This window comes from Flavobacterium zhairuonense (genome assembly GCF_004352915.1).
Lineage (GTDB): Bacteria > Bacteroidota > Bacteroidia > Flavobacteriales > Flavobacteriaceae > Flavobacterium > Flavobacterium zhairuonense.
In genome coordinates, this window is record NZ_SJSY01000074.1 from 28,075 (window position 1) to 53,069 (window position 24,995).

A 24,995-nucleotide genomic window follows, 5' to 3' on the forward strand; every position below is an offset into this window, starting at 1 on the left:
AAAATGTTTTTTTATGGGTTTACTGTATCTTTTTTAGTTGGAGCGACTGGTTTTGCAGCAACTGTTTTTGGTGTTGTAGGTTTTGGCGTTTGTCCAGCCGAAGCATCCATTGGAGCTGTCTGTCCTGCAGGAACGGCAACTTTTGGTGCGGTAGGGTCAGGAACAAAATTACGAAGCGTTACGGTACACATTAACGATTCATTTGGCCCAATTTTTTTATTGTCGCCATGATATCCGTATGCAATATGTGAAGGAAACAAAAACGTAACGGTTTCATTTTTGTGCATGTATTTGATACCGTCGCGCAATCCCATCATGATGTCTTGTTTGTCCACATAATAAGTCTGTGGCCCAAGATCAGCTTCTGAGTAAATTATATTGCCTTTGATATCTTTTATTTCTAAATTAAAATAAGCAATATCTCCTTTTTTAGGCGTTTGAGTTTCATTTAGATTTCTTTCGTCATAAGAAAACCAATAGCCTTTTCTTGTCGCGTAATATTTTACTTTCGGATTGCTTTTTATGATTTTTTTGATGACTTCTTCTTCATTGGCAACTAACTTTTTATTTCGGTCAGCTGATTTTTTCATAAAGGTTCCCGACACTCTTGAAAGTGGCCTTCTGGCTTCTTCATGCTGTTTACAGCTCGAAAGCAAAACAGTAAAAAGGAGTGTGTAAATACTGATTTTTAAATATTTCATATTCGGTTATATTGTAAGTTTAGACACTAAATCTTCAAATTTAGCTAAAGTTTCTTCCATTGATAATTCCGATTTTCCTCCGGCAGCATTGCTGTGGCCTCCACCGTTAAAATGATCTCTGGCAAATTGGTTTACATCAAAACCTCCTTGCGAACGGAAAGATATTTTTATAATCTTCTCGTCTTTATTTTCGATAAAAATAGCAGTAAAAACAATACCTTTTATACTTAGTCCATAATTTACTATTCCTTCAGTATCGCCTTTTACATAATCAAATGAATCTAATTCGTCTTGAGTAAGCGAAGTGTATGATGTTTTATGCTCTTCAAAAACTTTCATATTTTGTAACGCACGCCCTAATAATTGCAAACGGCTGTACGAACTATTGTCAAATAATAAAACAGGAATTTGAGTGTTTTCAACTCCAAGATCAATTAATTCGGCAATAATTCGGTGTGTATTTCCTGTTGTTCCTGGGAAACGGAATGAACCAGAATCAGTCAAAATTCCGGTATAAATGCAAGTTGCAATGGTTTTATCAATGTCTTCTTTTTTATTTAAGAAAGAAATAAAGTTGTAAACCATTTCACAAGTTGATCCAAATTCAGTATCAGAGTACATATAAGTCGCATAATCATCAGGTTTTTGATGATGATCGATCATGACAAACGGAACGGTTAGTTTTGCTAAAGTATGTTCCATTTCGCCTGTACGATGAAACGCATTAAAATCAAGTGTGAAAATTAACTCAGCTTCTTCTAAAATCTTGGTGCAGTTTTCGGTGTCTTTTTCAAAAACTTTTACAGTTTCAGAACCTGGAAGCCAAGCCAGAAATTCAGGAAAATCATTTGGCGCAATTACGGTTGCCTGATGATTGTTTTTTATTAAAAAGTGGTATAAAGCCAAGGTCGATCCCATGGCATCTCCATCTGGGCCTCTATGCGGAATTATTGCAATTTTCTTTGGGGCAGCAAGCAACAATTGTATCGCTTGGATATCTTGTATTTTCATAGTGTGCGAATTTACATTTTTTTAATGTAATGTTGCAATCATTTTATAGATTAACACACTTTTAAGTTAGGAGTTATGAATTATGAATTTTGGAATTTTAATTAAAGATGTTCTAATTCTTCTTTCTTAAATCGTTGATACAATTTATACTTCGCACCTTTGACAATCTGCGATTTATAAATTCCGACAGAGCCTGAAGAAAAATAAGCAATTGTGCATCCGATAGCGATAAATATTCCGGGAGCAATTCCGAATAATTCCATTCCCATTATTGTGCAAGCAATTGGAGTATGAGTTGCGCCCGAAAAAACAGCCACAAATCCAATTCCGGCTAAAAGCGCAATTGGCATTGGAATTATAGTTGACAGAGCGCTTCCTAAAGTTGCTCCAACAAAAAATAAAGGCGTTACCTCACCGCCTTTAAAACCAGCTCCGAGAGTAAATCCAGTGAAGAAAATTTTTAGCAGAAAATCATACCATTCATTCGGATTTGAAAATGAATCTACAATCACAGGAACGCCAAGTCCAGAAAATTTTGTAAATCCAAAACCCGCAATGGCAATTGCCAAAATTACACCGCCGATAACCGGACGAAGTGGAGGATATTTAATGTTTTTTGAGAAAAGAGAACTCCAAAAATGGGTGCTTCGAGCAAATAATAAAGCCGCTAAGCCTGATAAAATTCCAACAATTAGAGTGAAAATAATATTGTTTAAGCTAAGTTCTGGAATTGTTGGAATACTATAATGAGTATGTTTTATTTCCCAAAATTCAACTGTGAAATAGGCAACGTAAGCGACTAAAAAAGAAAGTAAAATGCTTTTGAAGTTGATTTTACTAAAGTATAAAACTTCCAAAGCAAAGATGGCGCCGGCCAAAGGTGTTCCAAAAACAGATGCAAAACCAGCACTGATTCCAAGAATAATTAAAATTTTGCGTTCGGAATTATCGAGTTTGAAAATTTTGGTGAATTGATCAGCGATTGCGCCTCCCATTTGAACTGCAGTTCCTTCACGTCCGGCTGAACCTCCGAACAAGTGAGTGAGCAAAGTTCCTAAAAGCACTAAAGGAGCCATTTTAAACGGAATCACTTTTTGAGGATTTTCGTATTCTTCCAGCAATAAATTATTTCCTTTTGCAACAGATTCTCCCCAGTAATAATAACTCAAGCCAACTAATAATCCGCCAATTGGCAAAAGCCAAATAATCCAGTCATGTGCAATTCTAAATTGAGTAACCCATTCTAAAGAAACAAGAAAAAATGCAGATGCAGATCCAGATAAAATACCAATTAAAGCACAGATAAGAATCCATTTAGGAAGAGAAAGCAGTAATTGTTTAGTGTTTTGGGAAGTCATTAATGATGCTAAAATAGTTCAGCCACGAATTTCACGAATTTTCACGAATTAAAATAGAAAAAATCATTTTTAATCTTTTTACCCCATTGCTATTGGGAGAGGTAAAAAATAATTAGTGTAAATTAGTGAAATTCGTGGCAAAAAAAATATTACTGCACTACAGCTGTAAATTCTATTTCAACTAAATATTCAGGTGCAACTAATTTGCTGATTTCATAAAATCCAGTTGTAGGTTTTACATCTTTAAAGAAAGCTGAGTGTGCTCTAGCAACTTCTTCAAAAGTAGAAACATCAGTTGTGAAAATTCGTGTTCTGATAACATCTTTGATTCCCACATTCAAATCTTCAAGAACTTTTTCAACGCGCTCAATAATGTTGTACGTTTGTGCGTAAGCGTCATCGGCTTTTACTTTTTCGCCGTCAACGATTGCTACAGTTCCCGAAACTTCAATAATGTTGCCAATTCTTACAGCGCGGCAGTATCCCATTTTGTCTTCCCACGGCGATCCTGTTAAGATGTTTTCTCTTTTCATTGTATGAGTTTTTTTGAATTGTTTTTTGATGGTTTTTAAAACAAATTCAGGTTAATTAATGTGTTGCAATTTATAAAATAAGCGCGTCAAAAAGAACCGTTTTAGGTTGAAATCCCGAAAGAAATCTTTCTTTTTTGTGATATTTTAAAATGATTCCGATTCTTTATAGATAAAAAAAAACAATTCAAATATATAGTTAAATTTGCGCGCGATTTTAGCTTCTAAAATGTTTTTAACCACAAATTGCACAAATTCACGCAAATTAATTTGTGAAAAATTGTGTGATTTGGAGTCAAAATGAATTTTTTAAAGCTACGGTTCTAGTTTACTCCTGGTCTTCATAAATTCGGAGTTTGTTTTGTGTATTTGTCAAGTGTTGTTGCAAAATTTCGATTTTGTTCAACAAGTGATAAATCGCGTCAATTCCTTCCATATTAATGTTAAGATCGTAATGCATGCGCATCATTTTCTCGATCGTTGGCAATTCTTCTGGTTCCAAGTATTCATCATTTTCTTCAAAAATAATTTTCACCAAACCATAATTGTTAAGCTCTTTTATAAAGGTATTTTCAATTTCGTGATACAGACAAAATTGTTTTATTTGAATCAAATTTTTACTGGCCATGATTTCTAAGTTTAGCTAATTCTGCAAATAATTCTTTTTCTTTTTCAGATAATTTGGTTGGGATTTTAAGGTTGTATGTCAGATATAAATCACCAAATTGATTTTCCTTTTTGTAGATCGGAAAGCCTTTTCCTTTTAATTTTACTTTTGTGCCTGTTTGAGTTTCGGCCGGCACTTTTATTTTTACTTTTCCATCAAAGGTCTTTATGTTTATTTCGCCACCTAAAATTGCTGTGTATAAGTCTAAGTCAACATTAGAATAGAGGTTATTTCCGTCTCTTTTAAAATCAGAATTGTTAGAGATTTGAAAAGTAATATACAAATCGCCATTTGGCCCGCCGTTTACTCCGGCGCCACCATGCCCAGGAATTTTTATAACCTGACCATTTTCAACTCCAGCCGGAATTGTAATTCTGATATTCTTTCCATTTACAGTCAAGCTTTGTTTGTGTGTCGTGTATGCCGATGCTAAGTCGAGCTGTAATTCAGCATTGAAATCTTGGCCTCTGTATTTGGATTGACTTCGAGAACTTCTTCCAGATCCATACATCGAATTGAAAAATTCGGAGAAATCGCTTCCAGAAAAATCACCTCCAAAACCAGAAAAATCTTGTCCGCTTTGCTGTCTTGAATATTGCTGTTGTTGCTGATTTGGGTCGTAGCCAGCTTTTTCAAATTCATCGGCATGTTTCCAGTCTTTTCCGTATTTATCATATTTTTTTCGATTTTCCGGATTGCTCAAAACTTCATTTGCTTCATTGATTTCTTTGAATTTTTTCTCCGCTTCTTTATCATTCGGATTCAAATCGGGATGATATTTTCGAGCTAATTTTCTGTACGCTTTTTTGATTTCGGCTTCTGTAGCTGTTTTTGTGATTTCCAATGTTTTATAATAGTCGATATAATCCATTTTCTTGATTTTTTGATGAACAAAAATTTAAAGCTTGAATTTAGGAATAAGTTGCTTATTCTCAAAGCAAAAGAGCATTTTATAGCAAAAATTTCGCAAAATGATTGTGCGAATATTTTTAAGGATAATGTTAAAATTTAATACGAGCAATTAAACTATGGCAGGTTTTTTGATTCTAAAAATTAGGCCAAAATATTGTTATAAAATACTTAAAGTGGAAGTGCGTAAACAAATTATAGTATTTTTGCTCTACACTAAAATATTTTGCAAAAATTAACAGGCCGAGTCGATAAAACGTTTTCAATGAAGCATATTTTATTTTTCATATTATTTTTTACCGCTGCAACGCTTTCAGCTCAAAATGAATTTAGCACTAAATTCAAGAGTATTCCTGCACCAAAGTTTAATGCGAAGCCCAAAAAAATACCGGCTCCTGATTTGCCAAGTTTAGATGATCCGGCTGCTTCAACTTCTGAAATTCCAAGTATCAAAACGCCAAATGTTTATGATAATACACAATTAACGACAAAATCAAAATTTCAGATTGGAGAAGAAAAAAGCAAATTTACGATGTCAACCGAAAGCCAGTTTGCTAATCCTGGAGATCGTTATGTAGCCAAAATGGAAAAAGATTTAGATAAAGCTTTAAAAGATGCTGGACTTCGCGAAGGAAGAGGGACATTAGTGAAAAAGAATATTTCTTTGGGAGATTTTAAAACAAAATCGCAATATTTTATTGTCAAATTTCGTGATTTTGGAGCAATCGACGGTGATTTGGTAAAAGTCTCAAATAACGATCAAGTCATTCGCGATCAGATATTTTTGGACGCCAATTTTAAAGATGTAAAAATTAATCTGGCTGATGGATTTAACAAATTAGATTTTGAAGCCCTTAATATAGGAAGCCTCGGAGGAAACACAGCAGAAATCCAAGTTTTTGATGATAAAGGACAATTGGTGACCAATGATTATTGGGACAATCTAGCGGCAGGATTTAAGGCTTCGATTGTGGTTACAAAAGAATGATTTTTTCTGAGTTACTAAGACGCTAAGGTTCTAAGATGCTAAGATTTGATTCTGATTATATTATAAACAAAAAAGGAGATTCTATTTAAGAATCTCCTTTTTTGTTTGAGTTTTAAGCTTGCGGGAAAAACTTAGAACCTTAGTATCTTAGCGTCTTAGCATCTTAGAAAGGATCCGCAGTAACCTTAAACTTCATATCTGCTTTTACAGTTACATCTTTTGTTAGAGTTTCTTTCAAAGTAACTTTAGTTCTTATTTTGTAGCTATCGGCTTTGATATATTGATCCAATTTTTGATCGGTACAAATCAAATCAATTGTGTTGCTGGTTGACATGATATTATCTTGATAGGCCAATTCAATTTCATCTGAATTTGTAGTTGAAATATACAAATGAACCGATTTCAAAAATGTAAACGTTTTATCTGATGGATCAGAAATCGATAATTTCAACGATCTCAATTTTACATCTTTTACCAGACTTGCTTTTGTTTTGTTGTTTTGAAATTCTGCAGATGAATTTGTCGTTACTTCCGGCGTGATTATTTCCGAAGGCAAATTAATAGGTGAAGTACTTTTGATTGTAATCGAAGTATTGTTCGAAATAGTGAAAGTCAATAAATCATCAACAGCATCACAAGAAGTTAAAAAAAGTGACAGACAAACTGTCAAGGCAATAAGTTTTGATTTCATAGTTAAATTTAAATTGGGTTTTTCGTTACATACGAAATAATTTGGGATTTGGATTTTTTGGTAAAGATACTAAGTTGCTAAGCTTCTAAGGCGCTAAGTTTTTTCTTTTTGAATTTAAAAAAAAATAGCTCAGAATCTTAGTAGCTTAGTATCTTAGAATCTGCGCTGAAAAAAAATTTTTTTTTTCAGTGCTCCGATTTTTGAATTTCGAATATAAAAAGTACTTTTGCGCATGCAACACAACGTATATTCTTTATGTTTTTATTGTATTTAAAATCAAGCAGTTATATTTTAAAGTCACTTCTTTTTTGAAATATTTTAGTAGTTTATTTTCCCACTTATTTCCCACTCCATATATTTGTTAATTATCTAAAACGAATATTATATGAAGGCAAGCATTGTATTTTCAGAAAAAAACAAGGGAGATGAGAAAGGTTATCTTTTCGTAACTTATATAGAAAGAAAAGGGGAATTTGTAAAAAAGAAGAAAATTAGTTTAAATTATAGTTTGCCTAGAAGACAATTTGAAGATTACTTTAATAAAAGTTTCAACCAGTTTGAGCCAAATAAAAAAATCAATTTTGATGAAATTAATAGTAAGATTAGGAAAAAACTACTAGAAAATCCTTTTTTAAAAAAGGCAGAAAAAAGCATCCATCATTACCAGTTTTTGAGTTATATGCAAACAAGAAAAAATCTAAAAAATAATTATTCGACTCAAAATACCTATGAAAGCAGTTCAAATATGTTTAAGAAATTTTTATTCTATAAGTATGAACTTGCTGATATTGATTTTGATGAAATAGACAACGATTTTATTACAGAAATGAATAATTATTTCACAAGTGAATCTTTACAGTCTTCTACCATAAGATTTTATTTTAATAACTATTCTACAGTTTTTAATAATGCGATTAGTAATAATATTTATATTGGTAAGAATCCTTTTAATGAATATCGAGTAAAAGTTAACCCTAAGCCAAAAAAGATTTTGTCATATGAGGACGTACAAAAATTATTGCGAATAAAAAAAGGAGATTTGTATTTTATTGAAAGTAGAATGTTTTTGTTTTCTTTATTCAGTAATGGATTAAGATGTGCAGATATGATGTTGATGAAAAATGAAAACATTCAGAAAGAATATATAGAATATTTTCAAACTAAAACTAATATTCCGATTAAGGTAAATTATGGTGACAAGATTATATATGTATTAATGGAGATATTTGGCTTATTAAGTCATCTTAAAGATATAGAATCAAATTCAAAAATTCTTAAGCCAGAAATAATTTCTTATAGAAAGGCAAGGTTTGTTTTAGAAACAAAAATAAAAAGGGACTATAATAGGGTAGATGAAAAATATGAGATTTATTCCGGTTTTAAAATAAAGTCTAGTGATATGGAATCCAAAACTATAATTGATGAGTTGATTAAAGTTGAAAAACAAATTAACTTGAAATGTAAACGAGTTATTAATCGACATATTGAAAAATTAGATCCAAAAGAGTTACTGTTTAAGGACTTTGTAAAATCAGACTGTTTTAAAGATTATAATAATAATCAACCAATGAATAAATTGCAGTTTGATACTTATAAAAGTAGATTCACTTCTTATAATGCAAAGTTAAAAAGAATGGCAAAACGATATGAATTATCTATTACAGATATAACAACGCATGTTTCTCGTTTTACATTTACAAATCTTTTATTAGAAATGAAAGATATTAATCTTAATGATATTAGAATTGCATTAGGGCATACAAATTTAGCAACAACGCAAAAATATATACAGACAGGATTTGATTTTAAAAAATCTGATTTGGTAAATACTGCAATTAATTACAAGTTTAGGAGATAAAGATTTTTTTTAGGATATTTTAATTTTAAAAGATTACATGATTATGAGAATTTCGGGCTTTAATAAGTTTTTAATTTCTTAATTTTATTAAGATTGAATAGATAGATATGTATGGTTGCTTCCCAACGATTATCATTTAAAAATGCAATTTTAAAAGTAAAATTATCGAAATTTTCATCTTGCTCTATTAGAGTCTTTACTTTTAAAATTGAATCATCGACAAATTCATTAAAATCAATAAATTTTTGCTCGTCTCTTTTTGAACCAAATATAGTTACGGTTATTAAATATCCTTCGTAGAACTCATTGTTTTTATGTTCCTTATATCCAAAATTTGTATATGTAAAGCCAGAATATTTTTTTGGAAAGATTTCTCTATAAATATTTGAACGAGTCTTTCTTTTTAGTAAGCTATAATAATCATCGGATAAATTTTTATACAAATTGATTACCGAAGACTGCATAACAGCCTTATAGGCTGTTTTATTAACATGCAAGGAGTATGTATCATCTAGGTCGGAGAGATCAAAACCTATAAATCCAATTTCCACCCACTCTTTGAATTTTTCTATCATAAAAACAAATGTATTAAAAGATATTTATTTGATGAAAAATGTACCAAGTTTAAAACGTATCATTTTAATCTATTTTAAATAATGTAGTATGATATATTTTTGTATCTTTATAATATAAAATATTAAAACGATACAAAATGAAAGTTGTTATATATTCAAGAGTTTCAACAAATAGTCAAGATTACAAAAGACAAACAGAAGAGTTAATAGAGTTTTCCAAAAATATGAAATATCATGTTTCTAATATTTTTGAAGAAAAAGTTTCTGGAGGAAAAATAAATGAAGAACGACCAGAACTGATGAAGATGGTAAACTTTGTCAAAACTAATAAGATTGATAAAGTTCTTTGTTGGGAACTAAGTAGATTAGGGAGAAATACGATTGAGGTTTTGAAAACAATTCAATTGTTAAATGATAATTGTATTTCTCTTTACATTAAGAATCATAATATTGAAACTCTCAACGAAAAATGTGAAATAAACCCAATGTCACAATTCTTAATTCAAATTTTGACTTCTGTAAGTGAAATGGAAAAAACGCAGATTAGACAGAGAATAAAATCTGGATATGATAGTTACAGAAAAAATGGTGGTAAAGTTGGTAGAAAAGATGGATTTAAAAAAGATTCTGAGACTATTTTAGCTGAAAATAAAGAAGTTGTAAAGTTGTTAAGACAGGGATATTCAATTAGAAAAATAATGAAATTAACTGATAGAAGCAGTGGGACTATTCAAAAAATAAAAAAACTAACAGATCACAAAAATTAAAATGATACACTTTATTAGTATTAGTTTCAATTTTAATTTTTAAAAGGTAAAGATAAATGTTATTTAAAAATTATTTTAGATAATAATATACCCAGGTTACCATCATAATTTTCATAACTAATTAACAATAATAAACGGAGTCTTGTATAATCCAACTATAGTTTTTGAACCATCTAATTCATTAGGTGTTTTTTCGTTTTAATAATCGATCAGTAGGTTTCTATTTTTGGGAGAACTCTAATTTTAACTTTCTTTTCATCTGCATTCTTTTCATATCTTGTATGTTCTAATTTTTCAAAACTTGGAGAAATTTTAATTTGCATTATTCCTTCATCATGAAAATTTCTAGCAAATAATTCCCATTTCACAACTATACTTTTAGTTTTATGATTAGTTCTAAAACAAATGGAATCAATAGTTATCGAATCATTTTGTACTAAAACATTTTGTTTAGGAATGAATTCTGCTTTATTGTCTTCTATAAACGAAACATTATATTGATATTTATAAAGATCATCCCAAGATTTTCGTTTATTAACTGAATCAACTTCAATTACATCGCTAAAAGTTATATACAATTTGTAATCTTCTAAAACTTGAGGACCATGATTCGTAAACTTCAAATCTAAAATACAGTTACTTAAGTTTCTTTCTTCAGTATATTTATAACCTAGCATACTAGGCAATAAATAGTTTACTGGCTGGCAATTTGTATTTTCAGTCACATCAGATACTTTTGCAAAATCCTTTTTAGGAAAATCACCATTTATAAAGTCTAAATATTGATCAAAATTTTCAATTCTATTTACAATATTTTTATAATAAGGATCATTGTAATCATTTGATTTCATTTGATTAACATGTTCCATAGGGTCTTTTCCAAGTATTTCATAAATTTTTTTCCAAGAGTCTCTTTCAATATGCGTGGTTATTTCCTTTATAAATATGGGCTTAAGAGCTCCCTTGTAATCTTTATTATTGATTGACAATTCTACCAAAGTATCTTTAGAAATTATCTTATTTTCTTTGACTTTCTTTATCCAATTTGCCTTATGTAATAAAAGTTCTTCCGGTGAGTATTTTATACCTTTTGGATGTGAATTATTGTAATTATGACCTGCAAATGAATGACAATTAAAACATAGAGCTATTGCATTTTCTAATGTATTTTCTCCGCCTTGAGCTTCAGGTTTAATATGATGTATTTCCATATTCAAACCTGCATTTGTATGACAAACACAGCAATGACGTGCACACAAAACTAATATCTGATCTTTAACTTTTTTAGGAAATCCCATTTGCCTGCCAATTATGAAAATTAAATATTGTAAAAATAAAACTATAAAACTACAATAGCAAGGTGTCAAAAACTTGCCAGTTTTAAACTTTTAAAAATCAAATTCATTTCATTTTTTAATGTTGTTGTATTCGTCATAATTCTAACTCAAAAGATTATGGCTTAAAACTTCCTTGAATGTGATTTGAAAGTGTTTTCATGATATATTGTTTTAATATTATATTAATATATATGTATAATCAAACAATCACTCTAAGTGATATGGAATGATTTCTAAGATAACATCAATATTATACGGAATGTAATCTATCAAATTCTTCGATCGTCATATAATCTATAGCTGAATGTCTTCTTTTCTTGTTATACCAATTTTCAATGTATTCATAAACTTCGATTCTCAACTGTTTTCTCGATATAAGTTTATCCCTGTTAATGAATTCTCTTTTAAATATGCTGAAAAAGCTTTCAGAAACGGCATTATCATTGTGGTTTTGCCTTCGGCTCATACTGCGTCTGACGCACTTACAAGAATCTAAAGTTTTTGTAAAAACTTTATTAGCATATTGAGAACCTCTATCGGAATGGAAAATTAATTCTTTATCAATTTTCCTATTGCTAACTGCCATTTCCCAAGCTGGTAAAGTTGTCGTTTTTGTACCCATTGTATCACTTAAACTCCATCCTATTATTTTCCTATCAAATAAATCCATAATAATGGTAAGATATAGAAAGCCTCTCTTTGTCTGTAAATACGTAATGTCCGAAACCCAAACTTGAGAAGGCTCACTAACCTTAAATTCTCTATTTAAAACATTTGGAGACACATAATGATTATGAAATGAATCTGTCGTTGCTTTGTATTTTCTTTTGGTTTTTCTGCGTAGTCCTAATGCTTTCATATAAATATTTACTTGTGAACTACATAATATATATCCTCTCTTTTCAAGTTCTTTAGCAATTTTTGGGCCTCCATACGTTTGCTTAAATTCATAAAATATAGCTGTAATTTTTTCTTTTAATAAATTTATTCGCAATTCAGTATTTGGAATTTCTTGTCTTTTCCGATTATAATATGTAGTTCTAGAAACTTCTAATGAGTTGCACATTTTTACAATAGAAAATTTATGTTTGTTGTTTTCAATGAAATTTTTTGTTGGTATTTTTCCTTGAGCAACATATCTACTTCCACTTTTTAAAATCTCAAGTGTAAGTTCTGAGTCTTTAACTTTCTTTTTGAGATTAAAAATTATACTTTGCTCAGGCGTTAATTTTAAATACCCCGCTCCGCAAAAACTTCCTGTTCCAAATTTTTCATAGTCTTGTCGCCATCGATACAAGCAACTTGCAGTTATTCCTAACTCCCTTTCAATACTTGCAATTTGTCCCTTACCTCTTTTATAGCTTAATTTGACTGCTTTGATTTTGAAAGCACGATCATAATTTTTCATAACATGAAGTTTATAATAATTTGTACTTAAAAACCTTTAATGTTTGTTCAAGATATTCAGGTATTTTTTCTTCCATTTCTTTTTTACTAGGAAGTTCATTTAAAGGAGCTAGTATAGATTTAAGGGCGATAAAAAAGCTTTTAGGCACAGCGTTATCTAAATGATTCTCTTTCCTGCTCATACTTCGTTTAATATGTTTATATGAGTTCAATTTACGAGTAAACATCTTATTAGCGTATTGAGGCGACCTATCAGAATGAAATATTAATCCTTTTTTAGGTTTACGATTTAGAACAGCCATTTCCCAAGCTGGCATTGAAGTTTCCATTATTGTCGCACCTGTACTCAAATTCCATCCAATAATTTTTCTGTCAAATAAATCCATAATAATTGTTAGAGATAGAAGACCTTCCTCTGTTTCTAAGTTTGTTATACCCGATACCCAAATGTGCGAAGGTTCATCAGCTTTGAATTGTCTGTTTAGAACATTAGGAAAAATGCAAGGGTTATGTTTTTTAATAAATGGTGCATCAGATTTTACTTTACGTCTACTACAAAGCTTACTGGTAAGACCTAATTTTTTCATATACCCAGTAACTGTACAAGGTTGTAATTTAAGACCACGACTTTGCAATTCTGCGGAAATCTTATAATTACCATATCTTTCTTTATTTTCATAAAATATGGAAGTTATTTCTTTGTCTATTAAACTTGTTTGAAGTTGTCTTGAAGAAACTATTTTATCCCTCCATTTATAATAAGTTGTCTCTCTTATGTCTAAAACTTTACACATTCGGCAAATTGGATATCTGTGTAAATTTTCTTCAATAAAATGAAAAATCATTGGTTTTCCTTGAAGGATATATTTTCTTGCGTTCTTAAAAATTTCAACTTGACGTTCTAATTTTTGTAGCTTTTTTGTGAGTGTCATTTTAAGTACTGCAAGCCTTTTTTGCTCGGGGTTTCTAAAATGACCTTCACAAAAGCTATCTGCTTCACCATATTTTTGAAATTCGGCTTGCCATCTATAGATATTTGTAGTTGGTACACCAAGTTCTTTTGCTACTTTAAAAAGATTTGTTTTAAGTGCTAATTGGACTGCATTTAATTTGAAATCACGGTCGTAAATTTTATTCTTCTCCATTTCCTAAAAAGTTTAGGTTCCATTACGTGAATTTAAGAAATAATGAGATAGATATATAAAAAAATAAAAGATAATGATATTGTAATCATTATCTTTATTAAAAATCTTGGTTATATTTAAAACTTAAAGTGGTAACCTGGGTATATTATTATCTTATTTTAATACAAATTGTTTTGAAATCAGATTTTCTAACCAAATACCAATATCTAAATCTTCACTATAGAGATATTGTTCAATGTCCTTATTATTTACTACAATTAAATTAATGCCTTCCCTAATTAAGTTATTAATATGAGTCTTAAAAGGTTTGGTTACTCCATTTATAGCTACAAAAATTCCTAAATTGACTTTACTTCCTGATTCACGATATTTGCTTTCAAAAACTCTTGCTTCAGCCACTCCCACTGGTGAAGACCAGTTTTTACACTCAATTAACACAAATGGACTATTTAAACTTTTAACAAAATCGTTTTTCGATACATTTTTAAGTATTATGTCCAGTTCTTGAGTTTCGGTTAATAATTTTTTAGCTAAAACATCAAAACCAAATTTTTTATGAAATAAAGAAGCTATGAAATCTTCCAATTTAGTTCCTTTAGAAATATCTTCCTTTTTAAGAGAATTTAGTTTTTTCCATTTTTCTGTTAATTGAATTCTTTCATATTCTTTATTATAAGTTTCATTTCCTCCAAGTATTGCATCGAATGTCTTTGTATATGTTTTTGCTTTTAATGCAAGTGAATCAATTGAATCTTTGATTACATCCATATTTAATCCTTCCATTACCCATTCTTTCATGTCTAATTTTACTTTTGTCCTTTTGTTTAAGGTTTCAAGTATTAAACGTACTTCATAAAGCCAGGCAATTTCAGGTAAATTTTCATGAGCATAATTCAAGAAAATTCCAAAAGATGTTGCTTCTATTATGTTGAGATCATTAAGGTATTTCATATCAACGGTGTCTAGACTTGGAATTAAAGATCTATCATCATATAAATGTGACTCAAGTTTAATCTTGCTCTTAAGTACTTCTATTGAACATAAAATATCATTCTTGCCATTACTTTCTTTAATCCTTTTTATTTGATTGTTTAATTCCTTTATTCCTTTTTTTGTTTCCGGAGTTTTATCTATTTCCAATTCATAAAAAAATTTACGAGCATTTAGAGTTGAAACTCCCCAATGAATAAGGCCTTCTCTGTAAGAACTGTACGTTGAAATAAAGAAATCCAAGGTCAATCCAAGTTTATCTAAATTTGATATAACTTGACCTACTGTTGCTTCAAAGCCAACAAAATCATTCGAATCTGATGACAAATCGATTATATTCTCGCCGATAATTTTATGATGTCCAAAAAAGAGTAATGGTACCTCAATTGGCAAATTCTTTCTCCAGCTCCAATTGTATCCACCTATTTTTAACTCTGTATACCATCCCATATTTTATGATTATTTTTTTGCCTATTGGCTAATTTCACAATTGCACGCAAAGTATTGGCATTAGAAAACTTTAATTTGAGGTTTTGTTTTCATTATTGTTTAATGTCTGTTTTACAAATTTCATAAAACTGATGCCTTTCTGTGTAATCCTAAAACCATTATTAAAAGGTTCGATGAATTCTTTTTGTGTAAGAAAGGTTTGAACTTTAGGAGTAATTAAGGAATTGCCATAAACATCGTTTTTAGTTAATTCAGTATTTTTTACAAACTGGAAATCTGTTGGATGAAATTCGCTATTAATCATTAAAATTCTAAAATCATTAATTTCTTTTTCGTTTTCCCTTTCAGAAATAGTTTTTTGTAAGATTTTAGTTAAATCTTGAATTTTATTTTCATAGTCGTCCACTATGGATTTATTAGAGTTATTAATAGTATCTAATCTATTTTGTAATGCACTAATTTCTTTTTCAAAATCATCAGTTGTTTTGCTTCTAGTTCTTTTGTCTTGCAGCTCCAATTCTTTTACAACGAGTTCTATTTGTTCACTCAGCTCGTTATTTTTAGCTTGATAAATTGTTCGCAATCTTTTCTTTTTTGCAGGTGCTAATAAAAAATCAATAACTGTCATAATATAAGGAATACCGACTGTAAAGAAAATACCAAGAAGAAAAGGGCCGATTAAAGCCATTACATCGCAATATTCAGAATTGATTACTATAATTTTTTGTGTTATTGTAGTATTTTCAAAGAGAAGTAATGTGATTGGTCTCCAATTCCATAATATGAATGATAATAAATATGCTCCACTAATTGGTGTTTTTACACGTTCTTTGGAAGAATCAATTACTTCCTTTATTAAATCTGAAATAGTCATTTGCTTAGTAAATATGTTTTTTGTGACTGTAATAAATTAATTACAAGTTTTTCTTTAGTTTTTGTCTAAGCTACAGAAAATGGAAGTTTTCTTTTTTTAAAAACATTAAAGTTATTCACTGATTTATTAAGAAAATTATATAGCAATATCTCAAATCTATCACAAACAAAATAAGTGAACTGTTCTTTATTGCTTTTGTTTATATTTGTTTCAAATCTTTATGTAAATTATTAGTATGAGTACAAATATTAAAAACATTGCAATAGTAATAAATCTATTAATTTTTATTCTATCAATTTTTTGGATTAATAAATCTAATTTTGATATTGAACCAATAACTGTTTTTTTAGGTCAATTACTATCTTTAATAGTTTTAATATTTGGTGACACTATACAAAGTAAATTCTCAATTAAAAAAGTATTTAATTCTACAGTAGATATTGACACATCAAAAAAAGATACTTCAGATTTTGATATCTCTGATATAAAAAACAATTCAAAAGTAAAGATCAAAAAAAGATAATTGGTGGGTATCTTTGATAAAATATTTGGTGGCAAAAAGAAAATGGAGGCTATTGACATCAGTCATTTGAATAATTCTAATGTCCTAGTTTTACAAACGGATTCAAAGATAGATTTCAAAGATATTTCTTCCCTTTTTAATAATAATAGATATAGCGATATAGTTATTGAGGATCCAAATTCTTATAACGGATCTTTAACTATTTTATCTAAGAATATAAGTTATCGAAAGAATACAATTAATGATATTTTAAAGAAATGGGAGAATAAAACATGGTTAAATATTTATGGAGGTTATGATACAGGGAAATCACATATCTCTTTATTATTAAGTAATCATTTAAGGAATAATTATTTGAGTTTTAGCTTTAAAAATTTGTCTAAAGAAGAATTCAAAAAAACACTACTAATCATCACTGAGAAAATTATTTCGTATGATTTCAGTAAAATAACGAATCCTCTAATAATCTTTGATGATATTCCTCAATTAGGTTCAGATAATAATACAAATCAACTTTTTATACAACTCTTTAAGTATTGTAATTCTAACGGTATAAAAATACTTTCAACTTCTAATTATAAAATTCATCTCAAAATTACTGAACAGGTAAATGATAATTTAGTACAGTTACAGGTTCCTTTGCTAAATAAAGAAGAAATTGAAGAGATTATATCTACTTATACTAATGATAAATCAAAAGTTAGTTATTCTACTATTATAGAAGTAATTTCTCAAGGAAACCCGATATATGTTCAGATTATTTGTAAATATTTAGAAAGTGTAAAATGGAGTCTCTCTGAAGATGAATTTGCCTTGTTTATTTCTGGAAAGGCATTTAATGAATTTGATGATGAAATATATCAAAAATTACTTGATACGACACAAGATGATAAATCTAGAGAAATTTTATATCGATTGAACATCATTAATGGAACAATATCAAATGAAAAAATTGAAATTGTTTGCAATGTTAACCCCGCAATAAATTACCCTTTTGAAAAGATTAGTAACCTATCAGGAACATGGTTGCAGAAAAATAGTGATCAAACATATTCGGTTTCTCCCTTGATAAAAAGACTGGGAAGCAATAATTTATTGCTAGAAACAAAAAAAGAGATAAATAATGGTTTAGCTCATAATATATTATCTAAAAAAAATATTTCACAGTATGATGCTCAATCTGCAATAAGTCATTTTATAGAAGGAGAATCTTTTGATGATGCTGGAATGGTGATGGCAATGGGTTTGCAGTTTTATTTTAATCATCCAGAGACTTATATTGAAACATTATTTTCAAAATTATGGATAAGTACAGATTTGCCTAAAAAAATGAGTGCTACCCTAAAATTAGCCATAAGGGTTTTACAGTTACATATTTTGGTTGATTTAGAATTTAAAAAACATGAAAAGTTTGATAAAAAGAATAAATTTTTTATTAGAGAAGATTTAGAAAAAATAATTCAGCTAGAAGATGTTCAACCAATAGAAATTAAGAATTTAGCGAACCTCATTTTGTTTAAGAGTTATACAGAAGATAATGTTATTCGCTCATTGGATTATTTTATCTTATTAAATGATAATAACCAAATTAATTATAAAGAGCAAGATAAAACAGTATTTAATAATTTATGGTTAACATTAGATAAAATAAGCGAAAAATTTGAAATTGAGAAGTGGTTTGAAAGTTTTGCAAAAATTGAAAAATCTGAAGATTTTTTTGAAGAAGAGATAATACATGTTTTTTCAAGAAGGCTTTTTGATAATATTATTGAAAGCAAAAAAGATTGGTATGAGATTTTAGAAACTTTAGATTTTATTGTAGATAAATCTATTCAAAATAATTTAGAGCTTCTAGGAGCTTACTCGGTAAAATCCAAAATTTTTATTCTTTCTGAAAAATTAAATAATTTACTTGAAGCAGAATTATATTTTAATTCGATTAAAGATTCTTTCATAAAACCCTCCGCACAGTTTATAATAAAAGATGAATTTGGAAGACAACAATTTTATAAAGAAAAAAAAGAAGAAGCATTAATAAATTTATTAGATGTTTTAGATGTCGAAATCTATACATTAGCAAGAGTTGATAGTCTGCTTACTATCGCAAGAATATTTGGTGAAAAAGATAAGAATATAGCTCATTTTTATACAAAAAAAGCAGTTGATTTTCTTCACGATAAGCTTAAAGCAACAAAACTTTCAAAATCAAAAATAATATGCGAATACGCTATTTCGTTTTGGCTTTTAAAAGATTCTAAAACTGCAATTTATAAATTCGCCGAATCTTTTGAAATATTATTAAGTTCATATGAAGAGATTGATAATTTTAGCAACATAGATGATCACAATGTAATTGTTCTTCAAATAGGCAGTGCACTAAACTACATTTATCAATCATTGTATTTTGGAAAACCACCCACAAAAACAGAAGATGGGGGAGAATATCTAGTTCCCACAAGAGGAATTTTTAATAGTAATTATGATTCTAAACTTCTTAATGAATGGTATTATGATGAAAGAAAGTATATGAATTGCTATTTACTTGTTCAAGCGTTTGAATATCTTAATGATAAAGAAAACGCAATGAAATGGGCTAATTTTTCTTTTGAGTTAAATAAAAAAATAAATCTTTTAACTTTTAAAAGTACGTTAAGAAGTATTATTGTCTACAAAATTTTACAAAATAAGTATCAAGAAACTATTGAAGTTGAACAAGAACTTGATGAGTATGAGAATACCATTAATATTGAGATGGCAGATGAGATTATTAATAATCAACAAAGAAAAATGTTTGTTGCCTTGTTTGATAAATTGCCTCCATTAGATGGAAAAGATGAATATTTTTTTACACATAATTTAATTCCAATTCTTCTGCAAGAATTAACACGTTTGTTCGAAAATAAAACTAATGAGAAGAGCATAGTTGCCAATTTAAAAAAACATTTAAGCGATACTGATTTTTTATATCTAGATAAACAAGCAATAAAACACATTTTATATATTTTGGAAAATTTCCCGCAAAATTATCATGATTGTCAGAAATTAATTCGTTGGGTAAATGACATAGAATCTGAAAACAAAAGGGCTATCCAAATTATTTGTTACATAATTTGTTCTTTAAATTTATCTACAAATGATGCTCTAAAATTGCATCTGGCAGTAATGCCATATTTAGAAAAGGTTATTAAAGGGCTTTCTAAAGGAGCTCATATATTTGTTTTATATCAATTTGTATACAAATTTTGGACACAAAGAGTATTAACTAATCCAAATGATTTCAATCATTTAGATAAATGGCAAAAAAACTTAAATCGAAGCATAAATACTAAAAGTGAATTTAAAACTTTATCAATTTATGCTTTGATTAGTATGCATTTACAATATATTCCAAACGAAATTGAACAAGAATGGATGTTGCCTTATATAGATTATGTTCGTGAAGAAGAATAGCTGTAAAATAATCCAAATGATAAATTTCTTAATTTCGTGTCATTAGATAGATTAGGTAATTAAAGAAATGATTCCTCAAAGTCTATATTTGGATACCTGTTTTTACAATACTCAAGAATTTTATAAACTTCTTTATCTCTAACAATCAAGCAATCGTGGATAGGAATAGCAAAATCGGTTGGAATGTTTTCCAATAAATCATCAATCCAAATTTTAGCTTCGATTCTTTGTAGATAAGAAGAGGCATCTTTATAATTTTTGGTTTTAAGACTTCTAATGAAATTTGCAGTAATTGGAAATAAATTATTGATTCTATAATCGGGAATATAACCATTTGAATTCAGGAAGTAAGTAAATAACTTCTTAGCTTGTTCTCGATTGTTTAGGCTTAATTTTTGAATTAAATAAGTGTAAAAATCTATTTCGCATGCTTCTTCATAATTTTTATCTATAACTTTTTGTTCTTTCATAATATTTAAAAGAAGTTTCGGTTGAGAACATTTAGCATCAATTTTTGCTAATCCTTTATTTTTTAAATCCTTCTTGTAGATTGAAATAATGGGATGATGAACTCTTCTTCCAAAAGTGTCTCTTGATATTTTGCCAACATAACCTAACTGATTCATTGAGGATTTAATTATTGAATACCATCTAAATTTTCGGTTATTATTGAAATCTATATCTATAATAATTCCTTTTGTAATATCAATCAGAAATTTATACTTCATACATATACCTTTTGAAACATTGTAATATTTTTTTTCTGTCGATTCAAATATAAGTTTGGGATGTTGTTCTGTTCGAGTAAAAGCTTTTATGATATATGCTTCTTGTAGAGCTTCTATGTATCTCTTGTATCGTCTATTTATCTTTTGTAAATAAATGGATGGTACTGGGAAGTAACCGTGTTTATTTTGTCTTTTTGACATTAAAACAAGTGCGGCGTAAATTTTATATCCATTTTTCTGTTTTGTTTTATTTCCAGTTTCGGAAATACAATCAATAACTTGTTGAGGTGTGATAATCTTCATATAATAATTTTTAAGTTCAATTATTATATATTAAAAGAATGTTTTGTTTTCGAATTTTATAAATTACTCATTTATTGAGTCAAAAGCGAGCAACAATATAGTGATATGATATATATAACATACTATTTATAAATACTTGGCTTACAAAAAAAGTTAAATAAATGTTTAATTGAAATTGTTTATAATTTTAATAGAGATATCTCTACTAAAAAATAGAATCTTTATGTTTTCTCGTAAAGTTGATAAAGTAAAAAAAATTAAATTTATCGACACTAATTATAAAGAATATTTCAATGGAATTAAAATTTGTTTGGATAAAGGAATATAAAAATATAATAAATACAGGTTTTAATTTCAATCACAGCGTTGATCAAGAATTTAGATTTGAAAATAATGAGCTAATAATCTCAATTTTACCTAAATCTTTTAAAAATTTTTTTAAAGAAAATGTTTCTAATGTTACAGCGATTGTTGGTAAAAATGGATCTGGTAAAACAAATTTAACAGAATTTATAAACTATAATCTTGCACATGCAACTAATGGAAGATTATCGACCTATATAAAAAGTAATGGTTTAATAATATTAGATGATTGGATTTTTGTACAAAATGAGATTGAGATAAAAAACAGTGATTTTCTTGAAGATATAGGTTATAAAATACTAAAATATGATAATGCTCCTTTAGATGACAATCAAGTAGAATTAAGTTGGTATGAAATGGCCAGAAATAAATACATATACTATAATCCAACATTCGATCTTAGGGGTATTCCAGTTACAGACAATTTGATAAATATATCAACAACAATGTTAGTTTATAGTGATTACGAAAATTCAGAAAAACTATTTTCTTACGTAGTTGACAAAGATTCTAAGATTAATCAATTGGACGCTTATAGCAGTATGGAAAAAAACAGAATATATGATTTCATTTTAAATTATGAATCGGTGAGTAAATATATTGAGTTTTTACCTGAAAAAATTGAATTTAAAATAGATACAATTGAAAATAATTATCTTCTGAATAAAATATATTTTGATAGTAAGGAATTAGAAGATGGCATTAATGAAGAAATAAAAAATCTTCAAACTGAATTAAATTACCAAGAAACTTATCAAATTGATAATTATGATTATCAGCAATATTTTGTAAGAGCTAAAGAACAATCAGTTATTAAATATTATAAAATTCCAATTACAGAACAAAAAGCTATTTTTTTTAGATTATTATTTGTGAACATATTTCAAATACTTTTAAATAAAAAAATCTTATTTCCACGAGGATATTTTTACGCTTTCTTATATGAAGAATTACAAAATGAAAATTTTGAAGATTTTGATATTCAAAGCGATATTTTAGAGTTAAAAGAAAAAGTTAAAAATGTAATTAATAATTCCAAATGGATAGATTTTGAAGTACCTATACCTGACAGCGACTCTAAAAAGTCCAATATTTATAGATATCTGGGGAGTCTAATTATTTCTTTTCCAGATAATAAAGAAATAATTAAGGAAATGACTGTATTAATGGATAAATTATTAGACAATACAAGAATTTTCACTTGTGAATCATTAAATGAATTTAGCTCAGGACAGAAACATTTATTGACTCTTTATTCTAGATTTTTTTGGACAAAAAAAGAGATCGATAAATCTGAGACTAAACCATATGGTATTGAAGGAGAGTCTATTGTGATTTTTGTTGATGAGGGAGAAGTTGCTCTACATCCAGAATGGCAAAGAACTTTTTTCAAAAATATGATAGACTATCTCAGTGATTTATTTGTTAATAAAAAGATTCAATTAATATTAACTACCCATAGCCCCTTTGTTTTGTCCGACATTCCAAAAAATAATGTGTTATTCTTAGATAAAGATGAGAATAATAATACTATAATTTCAAATATTGAGAGAGAAGAAACATTTGGAGCTAATATTCATGAGTTATTATCTGATAGCTTTTTCTTAAACCAAGGATTCATGGGGGAGTTTGCAAAAAGCAAAATACTTGATCTGATAAATTATTTAACATTTAATGATAAAGTTTCAGAAGATGAAAATAATATAAAACCAAAACAAAAGTGGTCAGAAGATATTGCACTTAAAGTGATAAATGTTGTTGGTGAACAAGTTATAAGAGATCGTCTTTTAAATTTATTTGATAAAAAATTCACATTTAAATCTAAAGACTCAATAATAGCAAGAATGGAAGAATTGCAAAACGAACTTAAAAAATTCGAAAAATGAGAAAAATTTTAATTGATAAAAAATTAGAAAAAAAAGTTCAAGATTTTAGTAGCAGTTTATTCTCAGCAAGAAGTAAAAATTTTATTAAACCTAAAGAATCGTTACAAAGCTTACATGATAGGCTAGGAAAAATAAAACATAAAAAGCATAGAGAATATATTAATAAAATTATAAGTGAATATTCTACAATAATTACCGCTACCCCTTTAAAAATAGAAACTTTAATTAAAGAGTTTAATTCTATTGATAGTGGGGTTATACTTAATCAATATGTTCCTGATAAAAAAGTAAAATTCTATGAAGCAATTATAAAAGCAATGAAATACGAAGAATTACGAGATTCTGAATTTCATTCATATCTTAAAGCTTCAGGTATTAAAACTTGTGTATATTGTAATGCTCAACTTAATGTTGTTGTAAATTTTTCTTTTTATGACAAAAAGAAAAAAAAGAGAAAACCTAAAACTATGGCCAAATTAGAGTTGGATCATTTTTACTCTAAATCAAAGCATCCTTTCTTATGTACTTCTTTTTACAATCTTTATCCAGTTTGTGGAAATTGCAATCGTGCAAAACACGACAATGAAATAGATTTTGAATTGTATACAGATAATATAAATGATCTAGATAAGTTTAGATTTTGGATTGATGAAGAATCTATTTTAACTTATTGGTTATCTTTAAATAATGAGGATTTAAAAGTACATTTTGAAAGTATGGATGGCAATTTTGATTTTATTAATGAATATAATAAAATGTTCGGAATTCAAGGTATTTATGATACCCAAATAGATATCGCAGAAGAACTTGTGCACAAAGCTAAAGTATATAATGATGTTTATAAAAAAAGTTTAGTAAACAGTTTCAAAACTTTATTTCCTGACAAATCAATATTAGATAGACTTATTGTCGGAAATTATGCTGATGAATCAGATATACATAAAAGACCAATGGCAAAATACTCACAAGATATAGCAAAACAATTAAAATTGATTTAGAAGTAAAATTTATAAAATTTGTCTTTATAAAAGTAAAAACCTCGATATTTAAAACCGAGGTTTTTACTTTTTATAAAACTTATTATTCAGTTTAAATAAGAATCCAAATACACGGGGCTCTTTAAAGCTGAGCTCCAGGCGTTAACTATTTCTTTTCAAAGTCAAACATAAAAGACATTTCAACACCTAATCCTACTGATAATGACTTTATAGTGCAAATGGTTGGGTTTATCGCACCTCTTTCTATTCTAGTGATTTGTGGAAGTGAAACTTCTGAAAGATTTGCTAGTTGTTCTTGGGACATATTTTTCCCTTCTCGCATCTGTTTTAAATGCTTACCAAATTTAATTAAATACTCTTTGTCTATCGTGTAAATCAATTATGAAGGATTATTTACATGTAAAATTCCTCTAATCATTTATGATTTAACTAATCATGTATGATTAGTTAGTTGTTTTTTTATATTTTTACTGCAGCAAAGTCTAA

The 24,995-nt window shown here is 28.3% G+C and carries 22 protein-coding genes; 7 read left to right on the top strand and 15 right to left on the bottom strand.

Features of this window, described 5'->3' with window-relative positions; all coding sequences use genetic code 11:
- Window positions 1-11: 11 nt before the first annotated feature.
- The 6 genes from gldI to EYY60_RS14495 all read right to left on the bottom strand — a co-directional run bounded on the left by gldI (window position 12) and on the right by EYY60_RS14495 (window position 5,138).
- Window positions 12-701 carry a gliding motility-associated peptidyl-prolyl isomerase GldI gene (gene gldI, locus EYY60_RS14470; RefSeq protein ID WP_132990036.1) on the bottom strand — a complete coding sequence of 230 codons (690 nt, stop codon included), beginning with the start codon at window positions 699-701 and terminating at the stop codon, window positions 12-14.
- Window positions 702-707: 6 nt separating this feature from the next.
- Window positions 708-1,712, bottom strand: coding sequence for a DHH family phosphoesterase (locus EYY60_RS14475; protein WP_132990037.1), 1,005 nt, complete (start codon window positions 1,710-1,712; stop codon window positions 708-710).
- A gap of 101 nt (window positions 1,713-1,813) precedes the next feature.
- Entirely contained in the window at window positions 1,814-3,070 is a 1,257-nt protein-coding gene (locus tag EYY60_RS14480; protein WP_132990038.1) for a voltage-gated chloride channel family protein, read from the bottom strand.
- 149 nt (window positions 3,071-3,219) lie between these two features.
- Window positions 3,220-3,603 carry a RidA family protein gene (locus EYY60_RS14485; protein WP_026729120.1) on the bottom strand — a complete coding sequence of 128 codons (384 nt, stop codon included), beginning with the start codon at window positions 3,601-3,603 and terminating at the stop codon, window positions 3,220-3,222.
- 325 nt (window positions 3,604-3,928) lie between these two features.
- Complete coding sequence (locus tag EYY60_RS14490; protein ID WP_132990039.1) at window positions 3,929-4,228, bottom strand: chaperone modulator CbpM; 300 nt, start codon at window positions 4,226-4,228, stop codon at window positions 3,929-3,931.
- Complete coding sequence (locus tag EYY60_RS14495; protein ID WP_132990040.1) at window positions 4,218-5,138, bottom strand: DnaJ C-terminal domain-containing protein; 921 nt, start codon at window positions 5,136-5,138, stop codon at window positions 4,218-4,220. The genes EYY60_RS14490 and EYY60_RS14495 overlap by 11 nt, the downstream gene beginning before the upstream one ends.
- Before the next feature lie 303 nt (window positions 5,139-5,441).
- On the opposite strand from EYY60_RS14495, the gene EYY60_RS14500 reads away from it, so the two are divergent.
- Window positions 5,442-6,164, top strand: coding sequence for a hypothetical protein (locus EYY60_RS14500; RefSeq protein ID WP_132990041.1), 723 nt, complete (start codon window positions 5,442-5,444; stop codon window positions 6,162-6,164).
- Between the two features lie 163 nt (window positions 6,165-6,327).
- On the opposite strand, the gene EYY60_RS14505 is transcribed toward EYY60_RS14500, so the two are convergent.
- A complete protein-coding gene (locus EYY60_RS14505; protein WP_132990042.1) occupies window positions 6,328-6,855 on the bottom strand; it encodes a hypothetical protein in 528 nt (175 codons plus the stop codon).
- Window positions 6,856-7,240: 385 nt separating this feature from the next.
- Between EYY60_RS14505 and EYY60_RS14510 the strand changes: the two genes are divergently transcribed.
- A complete protein-coding gene (locus EYY60_RS14510; RefSeq protein WP_132990043.1) occupies window positions 7,241-8,713 on the top strand; it encodes a phage integrase SAM-like domain-containing protein in 1,473 nt (490 codons plus the stop codon).
- 59 nt (window positions 8,714-8,772) lie between these two features.
- Here the strand turns inward: EYY60_RS14510 and EYY60_RS14515 are convergent, their stop codons facing one another.
- The gene (locus EYY60_RS14515) at window positions 8,773-9,288 is read right to left on the bottom strand and encodes a hypothetical protein (protein ID WP_132990044.1); all 516 of its coding nucleotides are present in this window, start codon (window positions 9,286-9,288) and stop codon (window positions 8,773-8,775) included.
- Between the two features lie 137 nt (window positions 9,289-9,425).
- Between EYY60_RS14515 and EYY60_RS14520 the strand changes: the two genes are divergently transcribed.
- A complete protein-coding gene (locus EYY60_RS14520) occupies window positions 9,426-10,055 on the top strand; it encodes a recombinase family protein (RefSeq protein ID WP_132990045.1) in 630 nt (209 codons plus the stop codon).
- A gap of 209 nt (window positions 10,056-10,264) precedes the next feature.
- On the opposite strand, the gene EYY60_RS14525 is transcribed toward EYY60_RS14520, so the two are convergent.
- The 5 genes from EYY60_RS14525 to EYY60_RS14545 all read right to left on the bottom strand — a co-directional run bounded on the left by EYY60_RS14525 (window position 10,265) and on the right by EYY60_RS14545 (window position 16,258).
- On the bottom strand, window positions 10,265-11,353 hold the full coding sequence (locus EYY60_RS14525) for an HNH endonuclease (RefSeq protein ID WP_132990046.1): 1,089 nt from the start codon (window positions 11,351-11,353) through the stop codon (window positions 10,265-10,267).
- 289 nt (window positions 11,354-11,642) lie between these two features.
- Window positions 11,643-12,800, bottom strand: a complete 1,158-nt coding sequence (locus EYY60_RS14530; RefSeq protein ID WP_132990047.1) for an IS3 family transposase — start codon at window positions 12,798-12,800, stop codon at window positions 11,643-11,645.
- Window positions 12,801-12,810: 10 nt separating this feature from the next.
- Complete coding sequence (locus EYY60_RS14535; protein WP_132990048.1) at window positions 12,811-13,944, bottom strand: IS3 family transposase; 1,134 nt, start codon at window positions 13,942-13,944, stop codon at window positions 12,811-12,813.
- 153 nt (window positions 13,945-14,097) lie between these two features.
- On the bottom strand, window positions 14,098-15,384 hold the full coding sequence (locus EYY60_RS14540) for a HEPN/Toprim-associated domain-containing protein (RefSeq protein WP_132990049.1): 1,287 nt from the start codon (window positions 15,382-15,384) through the stop codon (window positions 14,098-14,100).
- Between the two features lie 70 nt (window positions 15,385-15,454).
- Window positions 15,455-16,258 carry an intermediate filament family protein gene (locus EYY60_RS14545; protein WP_132990050.1) on the bottom strand — a complete coding sequence of 268 codons (804 nt, stop codon included), beginning with the start codon at window positions 16,256-16,258 and terminating at the stop codon, window positions 15,455-15,457.
- A 235-nt stretch (window positions 16,259-16,493) separates the two neighbouring features.
- Between EYY60_RS14545 and EYY60_RS14550 the strand changes: the two genes are divergently transcribed.
- Window positions 16,494-16,781 (top strand): hypothetical protein, encoded by a 288-nt coding sequence (locus tag EYY60_RS14550; RefSeq protein WP_132990051.1) that lies wholly within the window; start codon window positions 16,494-16,496, stop codon window positions 16,779-16,781.
- Between the two features lie 3 nt (window positions 16,782-16,784).
- Window positions 16,785-20,231, top strand: a complete 3,447-nt coding sequence (locus EYY60_RS14555) for a hypothetical protein (protein ID WP_132990052.1) — start codon at window positions 16,785-16,787, stop codon at window positions 20,229-20,231.
- A 59-nt stretch (window positions 20,232-20,290) separates the two neighbouring features.
- On the opposite strand, the gene EYY60_RS14560 is transcribed toward EYY60_RS14555, so the two are convergent.
- Window positions 20,291-21,262 carry a hypothetical protein gene (locus tag EYY60_RS14560; protein WP_132990053.1) on the bottom strand — a complete coding sequence of 324 codons (972 nt, stop codon included), beginning with the start codon at window positions 21,260-21,262 and terminating at the stop codon, window positions 20,291-20,293.
- 293 nt (window positions 21,263-21,555) lie between these two features.
- On the opposite strand from EYY60_RS14560, the gene EYY60_RS14565 reads away from it, so the two are divergent.
- Complete coding sequence (locus EYY60_RS14565; RefSeq protein WP_132990054.1) at window positions 21,556-23,511, top strand: AAA family ATPase; 1,956 nt, start codon at window positions 21,556-21,558, stop codon at window positions 23,509-23,511.
- Window positions 23,508-24,509 carry a hypothetical protein gene (locus tag EYY60_RS14570; protein WP_132990055.1) on the top strand — a complete coding sequence of 334 codons (1,002 nt, stop codon included), beginning with the start codon at window positions 23,508-23,510 and terminating at the stop codon, window positions 24,507-24,509. Before EYY60_RS14565 ends, EYY60_RS14570 begins: the two co-directional genes overlap by 4 nt.
- A 145-nt stretch (window positions 24,510-24,654) precedes the next feature.
- On the opposite strand, the gene EYY60_RS14575 is transcribed toward EYY60_RS14570, so the two are convergent.
- Window positions 24,655-24,888, bottom strand: a complete 234-nt coding sequence (locus tag EYY60_RS14575; protein ID WP_132990056.1) for a helix-turn-helix domain-containing protein — start codon at window positions 24,886-24,888, stop codon at window positions 24,655-24,657.
- Window positions 24,889-24,995: the final 107 nt, after the last annotated feature.

Coding starts and splice junctions, on each gene's coding strand:
- gldI (WP_132990036.1), bottom strand. CDS start 701: ATGAAATATTTAAAAATCAGTATTTACACACTCCTTTTTACTGTTTTG.
- EYY60_RS14475 (WP_132990037.1), bottom strand. CDS start 1,712: ATGAAAATACAAGATATCCAAGCGATACAATTGTTGCTTGCTGCCCCA.
- EYY60_RS14480 (WP_132990038.1), bottom strand. CDS start 3,070: ATGACTTCCCAAAACACTAAACAATTACTGCTTTCTCTTCCTAAATGG.
- EYY60_RS14485 (WP_026729120.1), bottom strand. CDS start 3,603: ATGAAAAGAGAAAACATCTTAACAGGATCGCCGTGGGAAGACAAAATG.
- EYY60_RS14490 (WP_132990039.1), bottom strand. CDS start 4,228: ATGGCCAGTAAAAATTTGATTCAAATAAAACAATTTTGTCTGTATCAC.
- EYY60_RS14495 (WP_132990040.1), bottom strand. CDS start 5,138: ATGGATTATATCGACTATTATAAAACATTGGAAATCACAAAAACAGCT.
- EYY60_RS14500 (WP_132990041.1), top strand. CDS start 5,442: ATGAAGCATATTTTATTTTTCATATTATTTTTTACCGCTGCAACGCTT.
- EYY60_RS14505 (WP_132990042.1), bottom strand. CDS start 6,855: ATGAAATCAAAACTTATTGCCTTGACAGTTTGTCTGTCACTTTTTTTA.
- EYY60_RS14510 (WP_132990043.1), top strand. CDS start 7,241: ATGAAGGCAAGCATTGTATTTTCAGAAAAAAACAAGGGAGATGAGAAA.
- EYY60_RS14515 (WP_132990044.1), bottom strand. CDS start 9,288: ATGATAGAAAAATTCAAAGAGTGGGTGGAAATTGGATTTATAGGTTTT.
- EYY60_RS14520 (WP_132990045.1), top strand. CDS start 9,426: ATGAAAGTTGTTATATATTCAAGAGTTTCAACAAATAGTCAAGATTAC.
- EYY60_RS14525 (WP_132990046.1), bottom strand. CDS start 11,353: ATGGGATTTCCTAAAAAAGTTAAAGATCAGATATTAGTTTTGTGTGCA.
- EYY60_RS14530 (WP_132990047.1), bottom strand. CDS start 12,800: ATGAAAAATTATGATCGTGCTTTCAAAATCAAAGCAGTCAAATTAAGC.
- EYY60_RS14535 (WP_132990048.1), bottom strand. CDS start 13,944: ATGGAGAAGAATAAAATTTACGACCGTGATTTCAAATTAAATGCAGTC.
- EYY60_RS14540 (WP_132990049.1), bottom strand. CDS start 15,384: ATGGGATGGTATACAGAGTTAAAAATAGGTGGATACAATTGGAGCTGG.
- EYY60_RS14545 (WP_132990050.1), bottom strand. CDS start 16,258: ATGACTATTTCAGATTTAATAAAGGAAGTAATTGATTCTTCCAAAGAA.
- EYY60_RS14550 (WP_132990051.1), top strand. CDS start 16,494: ATGAGTACAAATATTAAAAACATTGCAATAGTAATAAATCTATTAATT.
- EYY60_RS14560 (WP_132990053.1), bottom strand. CDS start 21,262: ATGAAGATTATCACACCTCAACAAGTTATTGATTGTATTTCCGAAACT.
- EYY60_RS14565 (WP_132990054.1), top strand. CDS start 21,556: ATGGAATTAAAATTTGTTTGGATAAAGGAATATAAAAATATAATAAAT.
- EYY60_RS14570 (WP_132990055.1), top strand. CDS start 23,508: ATGAGAAAAATTTTAATTGATAAAAAATTAGAAAAAAAAGTTCAAGAT.